General features: G+C 50.0%; 15 protein-coding genes and 2 pseudogenes. 3 read left to right on the top strand and 14 right to left on the bottom strand.

Annotated elements, in window-relative coordinates:
* Positions 1-117: 117 nt before the first annotated feature.
* From OGV65_RS11040 to deoC, 6 genes are all read right to left on the bottom strand, one after another.
* Complete coding sequence (locus OGV65_RS11040; protein WP_286454949.1) at positions 118-1017, bottom strand: sugar phosphate isomerase/epimerase family protein; 900 nt, start codon at positions 1015-1017, stop codon at positions 118-120.
* Positions 1014-2144 (bottom strand): Gfo/Idh/MocA family protein, encoded by a 1131-nt coding sequence (locus OGV65_RS11035; protein ID WP_049281638.1) that lies wholly within the window; start codon positions 2142-2144, stop codon positions 1014-1016. The genes OGV65_RS11040 and OGV65_RS11035 overlap by 4 nt, the downstream gene beginning before the upstream one ends.
* A 49-nt stretch (positions 2145-2193) precedes the next feature.
* A complete protein-coding gene (locus OGV65_RS11030; RefSeq protein WP_049281639.1) occupies positions 2194-3576 on the bottom strand; it encodes a sugar porter family MFS transporter in 1383 nt (460 codons plus the stop codon).
* Between the two features lie 121 nt (positions 3577-3697).
* Positions 3698-4198 carry a D-ribose pyranase gene (gene rbsD, locus OGV65_RS11025; protein ID WP_047498269.1) on the bottom strand — a complete coding sequence of 167 codons (501 nt, stop codon included), beginning with the start codon at positions 4196-4198 and terminating at the stop codon, positions 3698-3700.
* Positions 4199-4227: 29 nt separating this feature from the next.
* Positions 4228-5139 carry a ribokinase gene (locus OGV65_RS11020; protein WP_047498266.1) on the bottom strand — a complete coding sequence of 304 codons (912 nt, stop codon included), beginning with the start codon at positions 5137-5139 and terminating at the stop codon, positions 4228-4230.
* 72 nt (positions 5140-5211) lie between these two features.
* Positions 5212-5913: a deoxyribose-phosphate aldolase gene (gene deoC / locus OGV65_RS11015; RefSeq protein WP_049281640.1), complete on the bottom strand. Its 702-nt coding sequence runs from the start codon at positions 5911-5913 to the stop codon at positions 5212-5214.
* Positions 5914-6145: 232 nt separating this feature from the next.
* Between deoC and OGV65_RS11010 the strand changes: the two genes are divergently transcribed.
* Positions 6146-7021: a helix-turn-helix transcriptional regulator gene (locus OGV65_RS11010; protein WP_047498259.1), complete on the top strand. Its 876-nt coding sequence runs from the start codon at positions 6146-6148 to the stop codon at positions 7019-7021.
* Between the two features lie 578 nt (positions 7022-7599).
* Here the strand turns inward: OGV65_RS11010 and OGV65_RS11005 are convergent.
* The 6 genes from OGV65_RS11005 to OGV65_RS10980 form a co-directional block, all read right to left on the bottom strand.
* Positions 7600-8550: a PfkB family carbohydrate kinase gene (locus OGV65_RS11005; RefSeq protein ID WP_047498256.1), complete on the bottom strand. Its 951-nt coding sequence runs from the start codon at positions 8548-8550 to the stop codon at positions 7600-7602.
* A gap of 111 nt (positions 8551-8661) precedes the next feature.
* Entirely contained in the window at positions 8662-9675 is a 1014-nt protein-coding gene (locus OGV65_RS11000) for an OmpG porin family protein (RefSeq protein ID WP_047498253.1), read from the bottom strand.
* Between the two features lie 12 nt (positions 9676-9687).
* Complete coding sequence (locus tag OGV65_RS10995; RefSeq protein ID WP_286454948.1) at positions 9688-11181, bottom strand: glycoside hydrolase family 32 protein; 1494 nt, start codon at positions 11179-11181, stop codon at positions 9688-9690.
* 14 nt (positions 11182-11195) lie between these two features.
* Entirely contained in the window at positions 11196-12461 is a 1266-nt protein-coding gene (locus OGV65_RS10990) for an OmpG porin family protein (RefSeq protein WP_286454947.1), read from the bottom strand.
* A gap of 92 nt (positions 12462-12553) precedes the next feature.
* Positions 12554-13990, bottom strand: a complete 1437-nt coding sequence (locus OGV65_RS10985; protein WP_286454946.1) for a glycoside hydrolase family 32 protein — start codon at positions 13988-13990, stop codon at positions 12554-12556.
* Between the two features lie 19 nt (positions 13991-14009).
* Positions 14010-15248, bottom strand: coding sequence for an MFS transporter (locus OGV65_RS10980; RefSeq protein WP_047498239.1), 1239 nt, complete (start codon positions 15246-15248; stop codon positions 14010-14012).
* A 241-nt stretch (positions 15249-15489) separates the two neighbouring features.
* On the opposite strand from OGV65_RS10980, the gene OGV65_RS10975 reads away from it, so the two are divergent.
* Entirely contained in the window at positions 15490-16485 is a 996-nt protein-coding gene (locus tag OGV65_RS10975; RefSeq protein WP_047498236.1) for a LacI family DNA-binding transcriptional regulator, read from the top strand.
* 166 nt (positions 16486-16651) lie between these two features.
* Here the strand turns inward: OGV65_RS10975 and OGV65_RS10970 are convergent.
* Positions 16652-16888, bottom strand: a pseudogene (locus tag OGV65_RS10970) (carbohydrate porin); the annotation flags it as partial.
* Here OGV65_RS10970 and OGV65_RS10965 point away from each other — a divergent pair.
* Positions 16888-17013, top strand: a pseudogene (locus OGV65_RS10965) (IS5/IS1182 family transposase); the annotation flags it as partial. The pseudogenes OGV65_RS10970 and OGV65_RS10965 sit on opposite strands and share 1 nt — an antisense overlap.
* Positions 17014-17612: 599 nt before the next feature.
* Here OGV65_RS10965 and OGV65_RS10960 read toward each other — a convergent pair.
* The gene (locus tag OGV65_RS10960; RefSeq protein ID WP_047498231.1) at positions 17613-18314 is read right to left on the bottom strand and encodes a FadR/GntR family transcriptional regulator; all 702 of its coding nucleotides are present in this window, start codon (positions 18312-18314) and stop codon (positions 17613-17615) included.
* Between the last annotated feature and the right edge of the window lie 43 nt (positions 18315-18357).

The raw sequence follows: 18357 nt of genomic DNA, 5'->3' as shown, positions 1-18357 counted from the left end.
GCTTATCTATAAACCGCAGAGTGGTGCTGCAATGGACTTATGATTTAAGTGGTGAGTTTTACGTCAGTTAACGCAGGCATCCCCCTGTTCCGCGGAATGCCTGATTCACATTAGGAATTACGCCCCGGTCACCATCAACATATCATCTACAAAGTTTTTGGCGCGCGGAATATCCGACTCGTCGACGTGTTCAATGATCAGCGGAATATTTGGGTGGTTTTTCGCGAGCAGCTCCACATACAGCAAATAGTTAAGCACCCCTAGCCCTGCTGCGGGCAGCTCCACCAAACCGGCTCCACGGAAGCTGTTATGCTCCGCTGCGCCGTCCCCGAATTTCTCAATCACCACGTCGGTTTTCTTACAATCTTTGGCATGGGCAATTTTAATTTTGCTATCCAGTACATTGAAGATGCTGTGCAGTGTTTCATCAATGGCGTCGATATTTTTATCATCAAAATAGTTGGTCGGATCCAGCGCCAGCCCCAGGCCGGGGTGATCGATATCGCGCATCAGTCGCGCCACCTGGCTGACCGAGCCGATAATGTTGTTCACGTAGTTTTCCACCAGGAATACCGCGCCGTGATCGTAAGCAAAAGCAGCCAAATCGCGGGCGATGGCTTTAAATTCCTGATACGCCTCTTCAGTGCTGTTTTGCGGATCGTACAACCAGTCGCTATCGAGGTTATAAGTGCCAGTTTCGCTGATCACATACGGCGTACCGAAGTCCCGCGCATGAGCGAGGATCTCTTTCACCGCTGCGATATTCTCGGCACGCTTCACCGGTTCCGGATGCACAAGGTTTGTATACGCCGAAATAGCGACGATAGGCAGATTGGCTTTGCGAAACGCGTCGCGCACCTGGTGCGCTTTCGCTTTGGTGATATGCCCCCGGCTCAGATCGATATCGGTAAACTCGAGGTCAAGCTGCACGCAACCCATCCCCGCCTGCTTAATCTTCGTGATGGTCTCTTCCAAGGAGTAGGGGTAGTAACCAGTAAAGATGCCTACGTTAATCATTTTGTATTCTCCTGAAGGATTTCATTGAGATAAACGGTTCGCTCTTCCTGAATAGAGGCATAACAGGCTTCAATACAGGCCAGCGTGCCGAGGTTGTCCTCAGCGCTGATTTCCGGCTGTGCGCCATGTTCCAGAGCGCACAGCAGGCTCGCCATGGTGCCGATAAAGGCATCCGGGAACCACTGGCGTTTCCATTGCGGGGCGATCCAGCGCTCGGGATACTCGCGTGACGCCAGTTTTAAGGTGCTGCCACAATACTCCGGCGGACGGCGATGCCAGCCGAAATCGCCTTCCGCCAACCCGTCGGTGCCCTCCACCCGCCAGTTGATATAATTATTTTTAGCGCAGAGTCCACCCGGCCAGGCCCAGACGTCGTCCAGACTGGTGGCGATCAGGCCATTGGCATACTGGAAGGTGTACTGGGTGATGCCATCGGTGTGTTCAAAAGCGGTACGCGGATCGGTGCGGCAAACAGCGGTGACTTTAACCGGATCGCCAAACAGGAAGCGGAAGGCATCGATATGGTGGATCGCCATGGCATACAGTTCGAGCTTTTTATACTGCTGAAGAAACTGCTGCCAGTCGGGAATAGCGCGCATATCAATGCTGGCAAGCACCGGCGTGCCGATCAGTTGGTTATCGAGAATGTACTTCAGCGCCCGGATCGACGGGTCGTAACGCATATTGGAGTTCACCGCGATGGGGATACCGCTCTCTTTGCTGAGACGGACGATTTCGCGGCCAGCTTCCAGCGACATCGCCAGCGGTTTCTGACACAGAATGGCCTTCACGTTTTTCGCCGGAGAATGTTTGCCGCAGATAAAACGCACAATCGCTAACTGGATATGCGGCGGCACGGCGATATCAATAATCTCGATCTTCGGATCGCACACCATCTCCTGCCAGCTAGCGTAGGTTTTAGGGATGTTAAATGCCCGGGCCAGTCGCTGGCTGTGGGCATTTTCCAGCGAGGTTATCCCATATGGCGTAAACCCCGCTTTCTGGTAAGCCACCAGATGGCAATGCTCAACGATAAAACCCGCGCCGATAATACCGATTTTGTAGTCTTTTCGCTGTGGTAACGCCGGACGTGTCACCTGCTCTAATAAGCGCTCTAACGAATCCATAATGACCCCGTTTATGTTTGGCGGCGAGAGCTCGTCTCGCCGGAAATATTCAGCGCAGCGTATTTCCCTTCACCGACGCGTTGTCCGCAAGCGGAGAAGCATGGCGCTGTTTTTGCAGCCAGAACTGCTCGATCTCTTCCAGCGATTTTCCTTTGGTTTCCGGCAACATAAATTTGGCAATCGCCAGTTGAATCAGGCACATCACGGCAAAGAAATAGAAGGTGTTATTGCCGCCGAATGTTGCCAGCGTAAAAGGAAACAGCCAGACCACCAGGAAATTGAATATCCACTGGGTAAAGGAAACCAGCGCCACGGCTTTACTGCGTATCGCATTGGGAAACATTTCCGAGACCAAGGTCCAGAATACCGGTCCGATGCAGGCGGAAAAGCAGGCGATATAGGAAAATAAAAAGAGCAGCGTCACCAGCACCGGCAAGGAGTGATGGAACGAGAAGCCCAGGAAAAACAGCGACACGCCCATAATCAACGAGCCATAGAAATAGAGTGGCCGCCGCCCTACCCGGTCAATTAACACCACACCGATTACGGTTGCGATCAAATTGATGACGCCCATAAAGATATTGAAATAGAGCGCTGAACTAATAGAAAATCCGGCGGCCATCATAATCTTCGGTGCATAATCTAGCGCGGCGTTACAGCCAATTAACTGCACCAGCACCGCCAAAATCAACCCTAATACAATGCTGTTGCGTGAATCTCTGTCAAACAGCGCACCGGCATTGGCTGCGTGATGAGCAGCGAGATTTTTCTCTACGTCATTGGTAATGCTTTGTGCTTCGCCTGGCGAATAAAACCGTTGCAGTATCGCCAGCGCTTTTTGTTTTTGTCCACCGATGGTCAGCCAGCGCGGGCTTTCCGGAATAAACAGTAGTCCAATAAAAAACACCGCTGCGGGAACCACGCCGGAGATAAACATCAGCCGCCAGTTATTTTCCAAATCCTTTAGAAAATAATTGGTCATATAAGAGAGCAAAATACCCAACATGATGCACAACTGGTAAACCGCGGTCATCCGCCCGCGCATTGACGCCGGGGCCATCTCCGCCACGTACATCGGCGAAAGCACTGAAATTGCGCCAACACTAATCCCGCCTAATAGACGATTAAGGATGAATGTGGTCTCATTGGTGGCGATGCCAGTTCCCGCACAGGAAATACCAAATATAATCGCGGCAACAATCAGAACGCGTTTGCGGCCAAATTTATTGGTAACGTATCCCGACCCGAATGAACCGATAATACAACCTACAAGTAATGAACTTACGCCCCATCCAAGCTGGAGTTCATTCCAGCTGAAATAACTTTGGATAAAAGGAATAGCGCCAGCAATTATCGCGATATCAAAACCAAACATGATCCCGCCGAAAATGGCAACGCAGCAACTAAAGTACAAATAGAATGGATATTTCATCGTCACAATCCTTACCGGGATACGGGATCTATGAAAGGAAAAGCTGCCCCTATCGCCCTGTCGTGTGCCTGCGATAATCCGCTATTAATTCGGCTGTTGCGGTTACCCAACAGCCGACTGATTAGTTAAGCTCCGGAACGTAATTCTCTTTAATCCGCTGGCGGCGCGTCACATAGTCGGGCAGCGGCTGAACATTAGTGCCTTCGGCAAACCATGCGAACGGATCGGTACTGGCCACCAGCGCGAAATTGGCCCACGGGTTAAACGAGCCGGAGCGAATGACGACTTTGGCTTTGTAGGCCAGTTCATTGCACAGCACTTCATGACTGGCTTCGCTGAAATCCGTTCCGGAGCCAGTAAAGATATCCTGCACCTGGCGGTACAAATCGCCATTGCAGTCGCGGACTTCGCGAGCAAATTTAATATCTTCGATAAACACTTCATGGCGCAGCACACGCAGAATATCGGTTACGTCGGGAATACCCGGCCAGAAACCAAGGTCGATGCGATTCGCGTTTGGCGGAATAGGGAAACCAGCGTCGGTCACCAAGATAATATCGGTATGACCGAGGGTGGACAGCGCCGCCGCGAGTTGGGGATGTAGGATACGTTCAGGTCTCATGGTTATCTCTCCGAATTGAGTTTTTATAATTAACAACCGAGAAATTGTTCGACTTCTTGACGCGTTTTGTAGGAGGGCACGGTTTCCCAGTCGCAGCAGCACAATGCAGCGGTGGCATTGGCGAAAAATGCCGCTTTATCGACGGACTGCCCTTCACTGAGCGCGACAGCTAATCCAGCGTTGAAGCTGTCTCCCGCGCCGTTGCTGTCTACCACGTCCACTTTGCAGGACGGGATTTCCAGGGTATCGGTGCGACTGAACACCGCGCTGCCCGCTTCGCCAAGCGTCATCACCACATATCGGCAGCCGGTCTCCAGCAGTAAATCAGCAATTTCCCGGTTGCTGCGAGTATCGTCGGGAGCCAGCCCAAGCACCACGCGGGCTTCGGTTTCGTTTGGCGTCAGGTAATCGATATGGCTGAGGTTTACGCCGCGTAAGTCCCTGGCCGGGGCGGGATTGAGAATGGTGATGTTGCCGAGCTGCTTAGCGAGATTCAGGCCATAGAGCGCGGTCTCCAACGGGATCTCCAACTGCGCGAGCGCCACGCGGCTCTGCTCGATCAGCGCCTTTGCCTCATCCACGTGCGCCGGGCTGAACAGTTTATTGGCCCCCATATCCACCACAATTACATTACGAGCCTGATTATCTTTGATAATAAGGCCCGCTCCGGTGGGTAATTCTGGGGTTAAGGTTAACGCATCGATATTGACGCCTTCGTCGCGCATCAGGGTCACAAATTCATGGCCGAAGGTGTCATCGCCCACCACCCCGGCATAGGCCACTTTTGCCCCGAGCCGAGCCGCCTGCACCGCCATATCCGAGCCTTTTCCGCCCCAAGTCTGGCGAAAATCGTCGCCGATTAACGTTTCGCCCACCATGGGGATGCGATCTGCCGTCATGACCAGCGCTTTGGCATAACTGCCAAAGATAAAAATACTCATTAGTAATTCCCCTTTTCGACTGAAAGTGGCACAACGCTGCGCCGCCGCAATTACGCTTGCGGCGGCAGCACATTAATAGGCGTTGATATCCCCGGTCAGACCTTTAACCAGTTCCGGCCCGGAACTGGTGCCGACCAGTTCGGCCCCAGCTTCGAACATCGCTTTCATTTTTTCCAGGGTATTGACCTTACCTGATACTTTTACCCGACACGGTAACTGAATATTGGCTTTGAGAAGTCGGACATCTTCTACCGTCGCTTCGCAACCGCCCTTGCCCCAGCCGCTGGACTGTTTCACCCAATCAATACCGGCTTCAAAGGCATAACGGGTGGCTTTGATTTTCAGCGCCTCTTCGGTGATGAAACCAAACTCCAGCATGGCTTTGACTTTCATCCCCAGGTCATGGGCCACATGGACCACGCTTTTCAGCTCGTTGAAATAGAGATCTTCCTGGCCGCCCAACAGATAGCCAGGGTTTGGCGGGAAGTCGAACTCATCGGCCCCCTCTTTCGCCAGCTCGCGTACCACCGCTATTTTCATCGCCGTGGTGTCGTTGGCCATCGGGAAATTGACTGTGGTCGCCACCCGCACGCCGCTACCTTTCAGCATTTCTTTGGCAAGGGAAACCCAGCAGGGTGCAATCATGGCGGCATCAAATTGATACTGCATGCAGGTTTCCAGATGTTGAATCACCCCTTCGCGCGTCAAATCCGGGTTGACGTTGGTGTACTGAATCGCCCTGGCGATCTGGCGCGGATCGTTAAAATCAATCATGGACAGCTCCTGTCTGGTAAGTAAAAAACCTTTAAGTGCGCAGTGAATATGTCGTTACTGTAGGCAGGATGGCGACTAAGCGTGATAGGCAGAATTCTCTCAAACATGGATGAAATTTCCATGTCAACGGAAATGTGAGCAAGCTCAAAAATTAGTCACAATCAACTGAGTACTGGACGGCGAAAAATGCCACCATAGCGGGCGAAACGGTCAGATAACAAACCAGGCAGCTATGTCAAAGCAAAAACAACACACCCGCGCGATCGCCAACTGGTATCGGGGTTCCGACGAGTTTTCCACCCTGATGAACTACCGGATCTTACGCGCCGGGCATATTGAAGCCGCCGCAGATTTCCACGTTCATCGCCAGTCGGTGGTAGGCCACGAGCTGCTGTTTTGCCTGCGCGGAGCAGGGTTTATTCGCATTGAAGACCGGCATTATCCGGTGCGGGAAGGGCAACTCGCCTGGTTGCCGGTGCGCTGGCCGCATGAGCATTACCCCGACAAACAGTCTCCGTGGGAAATCCTCTGGCTGCGGATAGAGGGTTCAAAACTTAACAATATCATGCAGATAATGGACGTACCTCAACGTCCGGTTTTCCAGTTCGAGCAGCCGGAAAAGATCGTTGAAATTTATCACCATATTTTTGATCTGATGAACAGCTACACCCTGGTGGCCGATGCGCACTGCGATATGCTGTGCAGCCAACTGATATTTACCCTGCTGGAAAATCGCAGCTACGAAGCCGCGCAGTCGCAGGTAATCACCCATCGCGGGCTGGGCAAGCTGCTGTATCAGATTCACAGCCACTACAACGATGACTGGAATATCGAGAAATTTATGCACTATTGTCAGGTAAGTAAGTCACAGCTGTTTCGCTTGTTCCAGGCCACGTTTAACCAGAGCCCATTGAAATGGCTCAAGAATTACCGGCTGTCTCAGGCTCGGCGATTATTGGTCGAAACCCAGGAAAGTATCAGCCGAATTGCGGTTCAGGTGGGATATAACGATCCGCTGCACTTCTCGCGGGATTTTCATCGCGCGGTTGGGTTATCGCCCAGCGCGTTTCGCAAGCAGGAGCAGTTGGAAGGGACGCATACAATCTGACATTTGCATCAGACTTCGTTACTTACGGTCCGTAAACGTGCGGCCCCGATAAGGGAGCGATAATTGCCAACTTTTAGGTAACCACCTCGTTCGGTAACCTTGTTTCCATATCAAAATCAAATATTACGCAGGGGTTTACATGAGCGTAAATCAGTGGCGTAACTAAAAAAGTTAACATGGCGAATACGCCCCACGGCTAACATCTTAACAACGGGATCGTCACCTCCATCGCCAACAAATTGTTGAAGAAATGCCAGATAAAATATTAATGTTTTAGGAATACTGACATTGGAAAGAACACTATACAAAACATCGAGAGTAAGTTCTTTCGCGAACTGTCCGAAGTATTTGTTCCCCCCTAATCAGCGTTATCCGGATAAGCATTTGTTAAGTTTTATCCTGTCTAATAAATTATCTGACACGTCATGGGTTAATACTAATGAAAAAATTGGTGTTGTTGCCGCAATTCCTGCAGTTGTTTCTGTTTTTGCATCAGGAACCTAGTCAGACGTACTCTGGAGCTGTGAACTAACGTCTTATTGCCACCAACATGAGCCCTTAACCTGCAGCTATCATTTTTAGAGTTTTTTCACCTCGAAGTCAGGTAGAGAAAATTGAGTAATGAAAGCATTGAGCGCGTTGGTATCCGGCAGTGCGGTCAGTGCCCCTTTGCACGTTGTCGCGAGGGCACCACAGGCACTGGCCTGAGCAATCGACTGGCGAAGCTGTTCAACGCTCTGCGGCATCCCACTATGTGCAATCCAGGCCAGCAAACCTGCTACAAACGCGTCGCCAGCCCCAGTCGTATCAACACTGTCGACGGTATAACCGTTGAAATGTATGACGCTATCGCGCCATAGCACCATGGCCCCCTGCGCCCCGTAGGTCACGACTTTCAGTTGCGCAGGAAGCGCCTTAAGGCTGTCAAGCGCCAAGGAAAAATCATGCGTACCTGTTATCCAGTACCATTCTTCTTCCGAGAGTTTAAGAATGTCGACCTGTGAGGAGAAATGACGCACTGTCTCGACCATTTCATGCTTATCGAGCCACATTTGCTCTCGTAAATTGACATCGAAACTCAGTAATCCCCCATGCTGTTTTACGTGGCTGATGGCGGTGACTAATGTTTCACGACACGTTTTGGCAACCAGGGCCAGAGAACAGAAATGCAGAATATCGTCGCTAAAGTCAGGAAGCGCATCGGGCGTTAAAAATTGATCCGCGGAGGGGTCGGTTAAAAATGTAAATCCCCGCTCCCCAGAGCAACCCAGAGAGACCAATACCGTGCTGGTTTTGTGCTGATTATCCAACTGGAGACTTTCGGTTGAGACACCTGAGTCAGACAGCGTTTTTTTCAGGAAATGACCAAAGTCATCATCACCGACCCGGCCAATAAAACCACTCTGGCAGCCCAAACGCGCAGAACCAATTGCCACATTGAACGGGGCTCCTCCTGCGCAAGCTTGATATTGCATGTCTGAAAGCGGTAGAAGATCCACCACTGCATCGCCAAGAGTCCAGATTTTCATGACATTTCCTCAATAATAATTAACTTATTTTTTAAACGCGACCTGCGGGAAGGTCATTTATTAATAGCGCTTAAGCGTGTTCAGGTGCCATGGATTATCCAGGCGTACGGTTTAAAAGTTATAATCCAGCATCAGTTTATATTCGGTGGTAATAGCTTCACCGTGAGTGACCCAGCTTCCGTCTTGTTTTATCAACGAGCCAGTCACCTCTCCGGACACGGTAAAACGAGAGGTCAAAGGATAATTCGCCGATACCTTCAGGAAGCGATTGCGGGTATTCTGGAAAACTTCGCCATCTTCAGGCCGTGCATTGTATTTCTTATAATGGCCATACCCGCTGCTGAGCGTTGTGGATAATTTCCCCCAGTTGCGCCAGACGCCGACTGACGTGGTCCAGCTTTTTTCGTCTATATCGCCCCACTGCGCCCTGTCTAAAATGGCAGACGCGAATTGCTGGCGGAACCAGATGCCGGTGGTGTTATTAATAATATATTGCACGCCAGGCTCAATCTGAAATGAGCGCACATCACGGTCATTTTGCGACCCACCGCTGCGGCGGTGATCGATTTGCTGATACAGATAGTTAAAGAATGAGAAATTGTCCGTAACACGCAGATCGGTAAAGAACTTAATGCGTCCTTGCCAACGGTCCTCAATTGATGCGCTTCCGCCCATCACATCCCAGCCATAGCGCAGACGTTTGTAAAAATATTCATGCCCGATAATCAACTGAGTCCACTGGTTTTGGCTGAGGTAAGACTGATCCTCCCATGTTCCGTTATAGTTGGTGGTTCTGCCTTCAGAGAAAGCCAAATACCACCCGGGTAATGCATCGTGCCGCATCACCCCCTGCACAAACGTCAGCGAATCATTCCCGTTGTGGAAATGGCTGTTGCGCCAGTTATTATCCTCAATGGCATATTTCATTTTCAGTTGGCCATGAACGCGGCCACCAGCAGGATTGGAGGAGCGGGCTGAGGTCCACATAACCTCTTCGTCCAGATAGGACCACGGGTCCACGGCAACAACCTTTCCCGACGGATCCTTCATGATGCTCATGCTCGCATTCGCCAGCGCGGGAAACAGGAGAGCAAAAATAACAGACAGGGCATGATAGTTTTTCATAATAATATCCCGTTAGATCATTTCTTTTATTTTCAACGTCGCGTGAAAATTGTCGTTTTGAGGCAGGCTAATACTCCACGGCTTCTCCTGCATGGAATACATCCGGGTACTGAATGCCGCTTTATTGTTTATATAAAAGACAGCAATTGAGTTTTGAATGAGAACGCGTAACTCAATATTTTCCCCAATCGGAACATCCACCCAGGATTCCGCGTTAGCCTGATGAATCGACGCGAGCGGCGCGTTGAAAAAATAGACTTTTCCTTTGCTCTTATTGAACACAACGTTAAGCATCGCATCACTGACTCTGTCGCCGGTCAGACCAAAGCTCATCACCATTCCGGCGGAAGGAACGTCGATGGTTGCACTCAACTCACCGCGTTCAGGTAAGGCCGGGTACAGCGCCGACTGTAAGGGGCCGAACGACGTGGCCGTTTTAAGCGTTTTAGTGCTCGTTAAAGTGATCTCCGGACCAGGATTCTCACTGATGACCTTCTGAAGCTCCTGGGGGAGGATACTGTTGAGCTGGCCCTGGTCATCTGCAGTAAGCTCATGCGCAACCAGATTTCCTGCCCAGTCAATGTTGCCGCTGTCACTGTTCCCGGCTTTCGTCGGGATCCAGCCGAAAACAAACAGCCGATCGTTTTTGAGCACCAGTTTACCCGCGTAAAAACCCGAGCCATCAACCACATAATTGTCCAGTTTTCGCCACGGCCCATCCGGATTGTCCGCAACCCGGTATTGTGTCAGGCGTAACGGCCATTGGTCGCTAAAGCTGAGATACCAGCGTCCGTTGAAGTAAACCAGTGTCGGGCATTCGAGGTTGGCATTACTGGTGATGGTGTCGTTATCAAAAAATACGCCGCGGTCTTCCCAGTGCTTTAAATCCGTTGAACTGTATCGGGCAATAACGCCACGACCGTTACTGCGCGTGGTAATTAACATCCAGTATTCTTTCTTTTCCTCTACCCAAACAACGTGAGGGTCCCGGAAATCATTACCCCGATAGTTACCGCCGGGTAAAATGGTGTCCTGCGGGTGTTTCATCCAGTGAAGGCGGTCCTTACTGGTCGCGTGCATAATAGACTCAACCGGGAACACATTTTCATTGTGTGCGGTGTACCAGGCATGCCAGGTATCGCCGACTTTAATAATCGAACCGGTTCCCAATAACAGTTCAGGATCGTCAACGTCGTTAACGTAGGGGATCACTTCGGAATGGTTCTGATAATCATACAAGTTGGCACTCGACAAGAGATGAAAAGCATGTACCCCCAGATCGCTGCCGCCGCGGACGTCATTAAGATAATAAATATCAAATTTGCCATCGTTAAAAACGGGCATGGGGTCGCCCACGAATGAACCTTCAACCCGCGGGAAAAAGCCATTAATATGGGTGATACTTTTATTCTGTAATGTTTCTTTCGAAGGCTGCGACCAGGCCGGAGTATTACCAAGCGAAAGCGCAAGCAGAGCGACGGATGCCACTAATGTTAATTTTTTCATGCTACACCTGAATGTCAGAAGTTATAATTCACGCCAACAACAGTAAACGGATTCCATGAGTGGCCGGTCGATGTCCAGAGCCCGGTTTCTTTCGTAAATTGTGCTTTGAATTCACCGTATAATCGCACTTCACCAAATACTGGATAACTCAGCGTACCGCCGATAAATTTATACCGGCCGTAATAGAAAACTTCACTGGCATTACTGGCGTTATCTATTTTGTCCTGGCCAAATCCAACATACAGCGAGGTTAATAACGGATACCAGTTACGCCAGAGCCCGGCCGTGACTTTCCATTCCTCTTCTACAATATCGCCCCAGCTTTGACGCTCTTGACGGTTATAGTAATAATAGGGCCGCAAATAGAGTCCGAGATCCGGATTTACGCGGTATTGAATGGCTGGCTCAATTTCGAATATATACTGTTCCAGATCGCCATTCCCCGGTTCGTTACCCTGAGGCTGATATTCGCCATAAGCGTATCCGGCCAGGCTCCATTTGTTGGACAGTCGCAGGTCCTGCCAGACCTTGAACCGGTTTTTCCAGCGTTTCGTTGCCGTTTCGGAACCGACCATGACTTCCGTACCGATATTACCTCGCCAGGTTTCAAAAATATGTCCCACAAAAAGTTCATTGATAGTATTGGTGCCTTTGTAGTCCTGATTACTGAATTGTCCTTTATAACTGTCTTCTCTAGCATTCCAGAAACCAAAATACCAGTTAGGTAATTCATCGTGCCTTAAAAAAGCCTGTATGGTGGCGAGCTTGAACTTGCCGCTGTTTTTCTTATTATTACTCCAGCGAACATCGTCAATTTCTATCTGAGACCCGATGTTCCCATGCAGGCCACCGACTTCCATATTACGACCGATACTGTTCCAGTGAACCGGCGGATCTTCCTGCCTTAAACGCAACAGACTGACGTCTTCGGGGTTATCCACTTTATGACTCTCTTTCACTTCAGCTTTTTTATTCTTCGTTGGCGCGGATAACGTCACGGGCTCTGACGACGTAGTGAGTTCAGGCTTTTGACCTGCAGCAACCGGAGAAGATGAAGCGCTAAGGGACAATTGTTCATTGCCTTTATTGACTGGTGATACATTCGTTCTGTTGGTGTCTGATTCATCCTGAAAATAGCTTTGATAGTTTCCCGTAACGTCTTCAGCAATCGCAGGAAATGCCGCTAATGTCACCATTAATGCCAGCGTCTGTTTTCCTGGAACAAATATATTTTTATCTTTCGAGTTAATGCAATTTTGAGGTATTACGCTTTCATCCATTTTGCTCTCTCATTATTCCAGACAATAACATGCCAGCCAGAGACTGGCAGAAATAAAAATACACCATGCAAGAAACAGCTCGGAACTGAAAATTATTTATCTAAAGACCAGTATCCCGCATCGTATAATGAGGCCGCCCCCTGATTTGCAAACAATGAAATATCGCGCTCGCCCGGCTGCGGATAAATACGACTGCTTAAGCAAGCGTCACCATCGTTAACAAAAACTTCCACCGATGAGCGGTCAATAAAAATTCGCAGTGACAGAACGCTGCCAGCTGGTAGCGGAATACTGCGAGTACCTTCCAGCGAATATTCTGGATAGCGACGCTCCACCACCAGACGCCCGGCCTGATCATCGACGTATATTCTCAGCCCGTCGCCCAACGCGATACCAAACTGTTCAGCCGTCGATGCACTCAAATCCCATGCCAGCTGTACTTCGACCGCATCGGCATCTGCCGCGACAAGGACGTTCTGATTGTTCAGGCAGCGGACGGGGGTGGGATAATAACAGCCACGCAGCGCGGTCACTTCGGCAGCAGGTTTCATCCTCACATGATCATCATCGACAAGGCTTAATTCGCGCGGAAGCGAGAGCATTCCGGCCCAGCCATCCTGCTGTTCAGGCATCGGTGATTCCCACATATCCAGCCACCCAATGACAATGCGTCGGCCATCCGGAGTCACGAAACTCTGCGGGGCATAAAAGTCGTGGCCGTGGTCCAGCTCGGTAAATTGTCCGCTGTGGGTGAACGGTTGACCTGGCTGCCAATCCCCAAGTAAATAGCCACTCTGGAACAGATTGCGATAGTGATACCCTTCCGCAGCCATACCCTGTGGCGAGAACATCAGGATACGCTTCTCTCCCAGGGGGAAGAAATCCGGGCATTCCCACATAAAGCCCTTGCCTTCATCAGCCTCGGCGAAGATGCCTTCATCATGCCATTCGCGGAGATCGGTGGAACGGTACAGGCGTACCTGGCCGCTATTCTCTACGCGGGTACCGACAACCATGTACCAGAACTCACCTTCGCGCCACACCTTAGGATCGCGAAAATGATGCAGTCCGGGCGGCGTATCAATCACCATACCATGCCGTTCAAAATGGATGCCGTCACGACTGGTCGCCAGACACTGCACTTGGTAGAGGTTGTCGTCTGTGTCCGCCGGGCCGTGAAATTTATGTCCGGTATAGATCAGCGCCAGTGTATCGCCGTCCACCACGGCGGAGCCGGAGAAACAGCCGTCTTTGTCCGCCGGGCCTTCCGGCGCTAGCGCGACGGGCAGATGTTCCCAATGCACCAGATCTTTGCTTCGGGCGTGCCCCCAGTGCATCGGCCCCCATTTCGGGGAATAGGGGTGGTGTTGATAAAAAGCGTGATACCAACCGTCAAACCATACCAGGCCATTAGGATCATTCATCCAGCCTGCGCGAGGAGCAAGGTGATAGCGCGGATACCAGCGCGGATTAATCCCGGATTGTGCTTTTTCAAGCACCTGTTCAGCCTGTTCTAATAAGGATGTCATCGTCTTTACTCTCAGTACATTACACAGCGTTTTGCTGCAGAAAAGATGGCTCAGATGAGGATTTAGTTGAGCGCAAAAGGAAAATGGAAATAAACGTGGTGCTGAACACCATGATGCCCATGATCAGATAGGATTGGGCGAAGCCAAATCTCTCATAGCTAAAGCCTGCCAGCGGGGACAATACGGTGCCAATGACGGAGCTGGTGCAGGCGAATCCCACCAGATAAATGGTGGAGGAGAGACGTTTGTCGAAATTCAGACTGTTGTATTTAAATATGGCGACTAACAATATTGGCAGTTCGACCGCGTGAAGCAGTTTGGTAATAGAGATAAGCAAGGGGCCTTCCACCAGCCCGGAAGCAATCATGCGCAGCGCCATCACCATTCCGGCGAATATCAAACCATTTTTAGCGCCAATGCGATTAACTAGCCAGGGCGCACAAAACATACCCGCAGCCTCGAGAAAAACCTGGAAAGAGTTTAAATAGCCAAACATCTCGTTCCCTTCTCGTAATGTCGGGAACTGTGACGAAAAATAGACTGGGAATTGCTGATCATATACGCCATAAATGCAGGTTCCGACCACGAAAAATATCAGCGCCCAGAAGCGCGGCAGAGTGAGCAGACGCAGGGCGTCTTCCAGAGAAACTTTTTTCGCGCCGATTTCGAGTTTCTCCATGCTTGCCGGCGCGGCCACCTTTAAGCGGGCTAGCAGACAGAAGAAGATTAAGCCTGAGCAAGAGGCCACCAGGAAGTTAAGGTCAGGGTTGATATTAAACAGTAACCCGGCAAAAAACGTAGCGACAGCCCAGCCCAGAGACCCCCACATGCGTGCCCGCCCAAACTCAAAGGTACTCTGACGCGCAACACGCTCGGTATAGGACTCCAGAACGCCAATACCGCCATTAAACGTCAGCCCGATAAATAAGCCCCCGAATACGCTACCCAGCAGAATATTAACGCTCAGCAAATAGCTAAAAAGTAGATAAGCCGGGCCGGAGAGGATCAGCAAGGCGGTGATAAACCATAACAAATGTTTACGCAGACCAAGCCGGTCCTGGATAAAGCCATAACAGACTTGCGCGAAGAGCGCGGAAACGGATAAAACGGAAAAAATAATCCCGGTTTCCGATGCCTTTAGCCCCACCTCCTGGTGAAGCCAGATAGAGAGAAGTGAACTTGATGAGGACCAGGTCACAAAGAAAAAGAACAGCAGAGCGCTGAGCAGCATGTAACTTTGAGTAGGCCGTTTTTTCATCTATGTAATCTCGCAAGAAGGATATGCTAAGATGGTAACGTTAACATTTAAGACGTACACTCGATTTTGGTGGGATACTCGATGTTAATCACAAAAGTTAACGTTAACATTAATGTGTTGAGATCGCGCTCAAACTTTTGAGCATGACTTGCGTAACCCTGGGTATCGGTGCCTAGAATAGGACATTCGCATTGGCTCAAAACACCTTACAGGGTTAAATGCATTCAGATAATGGAAAACTATGGCGTCTTTAAAAGATGTGGCCAAACTGGCCAATGTATCGCTCATGACGGTTTCACGGGTGCTGAATGACCCGAAACGCGTAAAGCCTGAAACCCTGTCCCGGGTGCAGGAGGCGATCCTGCAGTTAAATTACGTGCCAGACCTCTCAGCCCGGCAGGTTCGTCGTGTCGGCTCCCGGAACAAAACCATCGGCGTGCTGGCGCTGGATACCGTCACCACCCCTTTTTCGGTAGAAATCACGCTGTCTATCGAGGAAACCGCACGGGCGTATGGCTGGAACAGCTTCGTGGTGAATATGTTTACCGATGATAATCCTGACGATATTGTCGACCTGCTGCTCGCCCACCGACCCGGGGGGATCATTTTCACCACCATGGGGTTGCGTGAAGTGAGCATCCCGCCTCGGCTACTGGAGCACCCTTGCGTTCTGGCCAACTGCGAGAACAAGGGAGAACCGGTTGCCAGCTATATACCTGACGATGAACAAGGCCAGTATACGGCCGTACAGGCTCTACTGGCTGCGGGATACCGCCGCCCTCTCTGCCTGCATTTACCTGTCAACCATCTGGCGACGCGTCGCCGCCGTCGGGGGCTTGATCGCGCCTACCGTGAAGCCGGTATCGATCCTGATACGCTTGAGCACTGCTATATGCAATTTGGCGATGAGCACTACCGGGATATTCCGGAGATGCTGCTGGCGCATATCGTTCAGGGGAAACCGCGATTTGATTCGGTCATCTGTGGCAACGACCGTATTGCATTTATGGTGTATCAAACGCTGTTGACGCAGGGTATCCGAATCCCACAGGATATTGCCGTTCTTGGCTACGATAATCTTGTAGGCATCGGAAATTTGTTTTTACCCCCACTATCCACGGTCCAGTTGCCACATTATGAGATTGGTCGCTTAAGTACATTGCACATTATCAATGGCGACACCCACCGGGACAAGGTGCTGGTCGAGAGCCCCTGGCTCAGACGCGAATCATTCTGAGAAAGCAGTTTTTTACAACCGTCCCTTTTATGCCAGCCTGGACTATACGATTTCAGGCTCGCCATGAACCAGAAACCCGCCGATATGGTTCATAAAATTAGCTGGCCTCTAAATGCTTCGCTATTTTCGCTCATCCTGGTTAGGCCAGACGGCGCCACCCGTTTTATCAGAATTTAACCGTCACCTGATTTCCGACAACCCACGCGTCTTTAATCTCCTCACTTCCTCCCGGATGAGCGAGTAACTGAAGGTTAGGACGTACAGTCAGCCAGGGAGTAAGGAGAAAACTATAATGCAACTCTGCGACATATTCGGCTTTGCGAACCGGTACATACAGAGGATTATCATAATCAACAATACCCCGCATTTGGTTCAGGAGTTCCGCCCGACGGGCTACTCTTTCAAGTAGGTTATCATCGTCGCTCATTGGCAGAAACGGCTGTGTTCCATACCAAAACCCTGCTGGGTGCTCATCTGAGCATTCGGGACTATGAACCGCAGGTGGGTGACGCGATGGCAATGGCTTAAGCGCTGGACCGGATGACGTTGTTTGATATGCCTCACAGCGTCCGGATCGCATAACAGATGCGGTAACGGGAGCCTGTCGTCTAACTCTGATTTATTCAACAAAGCCTCAACTTGATGGAATTTCCTTCGCATTACCAATAACTGTTAAGTTTGATCATGACTATCTACGAAGCTTTTCCTAAGAAGAGGAGTTAGGGCTACCCTAAGTCCTCTCTAATACCTTTCATTAACTGAAGAAGACAACTAAAGTACTCAAGGATTACCCTGAAATGCATTTGCCGACGATTGATTGCCTAAGAATGATATTTATGCTGCTTATTTCGTCACTATTGAAAAAAGAGTCCAGAAAATATTCCTAGTGCCCGTATTTATTTTTGTTGGCCTGCAACGAAAACTGTGAGTCTGTTCAGAACTTGTTTCTATACAGCCGCGGGGTTGGACAAGCCCGCAGGGCGCATCAGCCTGTCACATTCTGGTATGGTTCAATCTTACTTTACGCTAGTACACATTTACGACATTTAACCATATAGCGGGATATTAATCCGTTATTTCCAACTAACAATAGGGTATAGCTTTAAAGATTCGACGTTGCTCGACGGCTAATCGATCAACGCGTCGATGGCATTTTCAAAATGTTCGGCCATAGCCTGTACGGCTCGTTCAGGATCTCTGGTGCAAACGGCGTCGCAAATACGCTGATGCAGCTCGATTATTTTAATTTCATACTCTTTTTCTTTCTTACTCTGTGCAACCAAACCGGCGCGCATCGAGGTCATTAGCTGTTCATGCAGCGACTGAAGTAAAATAGAAAGCAGTGTATTACCCGACGCGCGGGAAAGAATGAAATGAAATTGCAAATCGTGGCTAATAAAATCATCCACGTCCTTAAAGTTTTCCTTAATTAGCCGCATTTCTTCCCTGAGTTTTTCAAAATCCTCTTCTTTGCCGTTAATCGCCGCCAGATGTACACACCCCATTTCAAGATGACGCCTGACTGCAAGTATATCCTTGTGAGTGACCTGCTCTGTAATGACCGCAAAATTGATAATAAGCTGTAGAACATTAGTGTCGATTTTTTTTATGGTCGGCAATTTACCGCTCTGAATCTCTAATATTCCCAAAGCGGCTAAAGAACGATAGGCTTCCCTTACCACGCCCCGACTGACTCCCAGATCCTGGATCAGTTGCATCTCGCTGGGTACCGCCATTCCTGCAACCAACTTTTCCTTCATAATCAGTTGCAGGATGTAGTTCTTAACCTGCGAAGATAATGTGTCTTGTCTAAGTATTGTTTTTTTCATCCCTACTGTATTCCGTCGTTGTTAAGAACCTGTCTCAGCACGG

The organism is Citrobacter sp. Cb004 (genome assembly GCF_030337065.1).
In the GTDB taxonomy this organism is placed as follows: domain Bacteria; phylum Pseudomonadota; class Gammaproteobacteria; order Enterobacterales; family Enterobacteriaceae; genus Citrobacter; species Citrobacter braakii.
Note: the sequence above shows the minus strand (reverse complement) of the source record. Positions and strands in the feature narration are given on the sequence as shown.

Bases quoted from the DNA above. Each gene is read 5' to 3' on its own strand.
- OGV65_RS11010 (WP_047498259.1), top strand. From the start codon at position 6,146: ATGTCAAAGCAAAAACAACACACCCGCGCGATCGCCAACTGGTATCGG.
- OGV65_RS10990 (WP_286454947.1), bottom strand. From the start codon at position 12,461: ATGGATGAAAGCGTAATACCTCAAAATTGCATTAACTCGAAAGATAAA.
- OGV65_RS11005 (WP_047498256.1), bottom strand. From the start codon at position 8,550: ATGAAAATCTGGACTCTTGGCGATGCAGTGGTGGATCTTCTACCGCTT.
- OGV65_RS11040 (WP_286454949.1), bottom strand. From the start codon at position 1,017: ATGATTAACGTAGGCATCTTTACTGGTTACTACCCCTACTCCTTGGAA.
- OGV65_RS10960 (WP_047498231.1), bottom strand. From the start codon at position 18,314: ATGAAAAAAACAATACTTAGACAAGACACATTATCTTCGCAGGTTAAG.
- OGV65_RS10975 (WP_047498236.1), top strand. From the start codon at position 15,490: ATGGCGTCTTTAAAAGATGTGGCCAAACTGGCCAATGTATCGCTCATG.
- OGV65_RS10995 (WP_286454948.1), bottom strand. From the start codon at position 11,181: ATGAAAAAATTAACATTAGTGGCATCCGTCGCTCTGCTTGCGCTTTCG.
- OGV65_RS10980 (WP_047498239.1), bottom strand. From the start codon at position 15,248: ATGAAAAAACGGCCTACTCAAAGTTACATGCTGCTCAGCGCTCTGCTG.
- OGV65_RS10985 (WP_286454946.1), bottom strand. From the start codon at position 13,990: ATGACATCCTTATTAGAACAGGCTGAACAGGTGCTTGAAAAAGCACAA.
- OGV65_RS11030 (WP_049281639.1), bottom strand. From the start codon at position 3,576: ATGAAATATCCATTCTATTTGTACTTTAGTTGCTGCGTTGCCATTTTC.
- OGV65_RS11035 (WP_049281638.1), bottom strand. From the start codon at position 2,144: ATGGATTCGTTAGAGCGCTTATTAGAGCAGGTGACACGTCCGGCGTTA.
- rbsD (WP_047498269.1), bottom strand. From the start codon at position 4,198: ATGAGACCTGAACGTATCCTACATCCCCAACTCGCGGCGGCGCTGTCC.
- deoC (WP_049281640.1), bottom strand. From the start codon at position 5,913: ATGATTGATTTTAACGATCCGCGCCAGATCGCCAGGGCGATTCAGTAC.
- OGV65_RS11020 (WP_047498266.1), bottom strand. From the start codon at position 5,139: ATGAGTATTTTTATCTTTGGCAGTTATGCCAAAGCGCTGGTCATGACG.
- OGV65_RS11000 (WP_047498253.1), bottom strand. From the start codon at position 9,675: ATGAAAAACTATCATGCCCTGTCTGTTATTTTTGCTCTCCTGTTTCCC.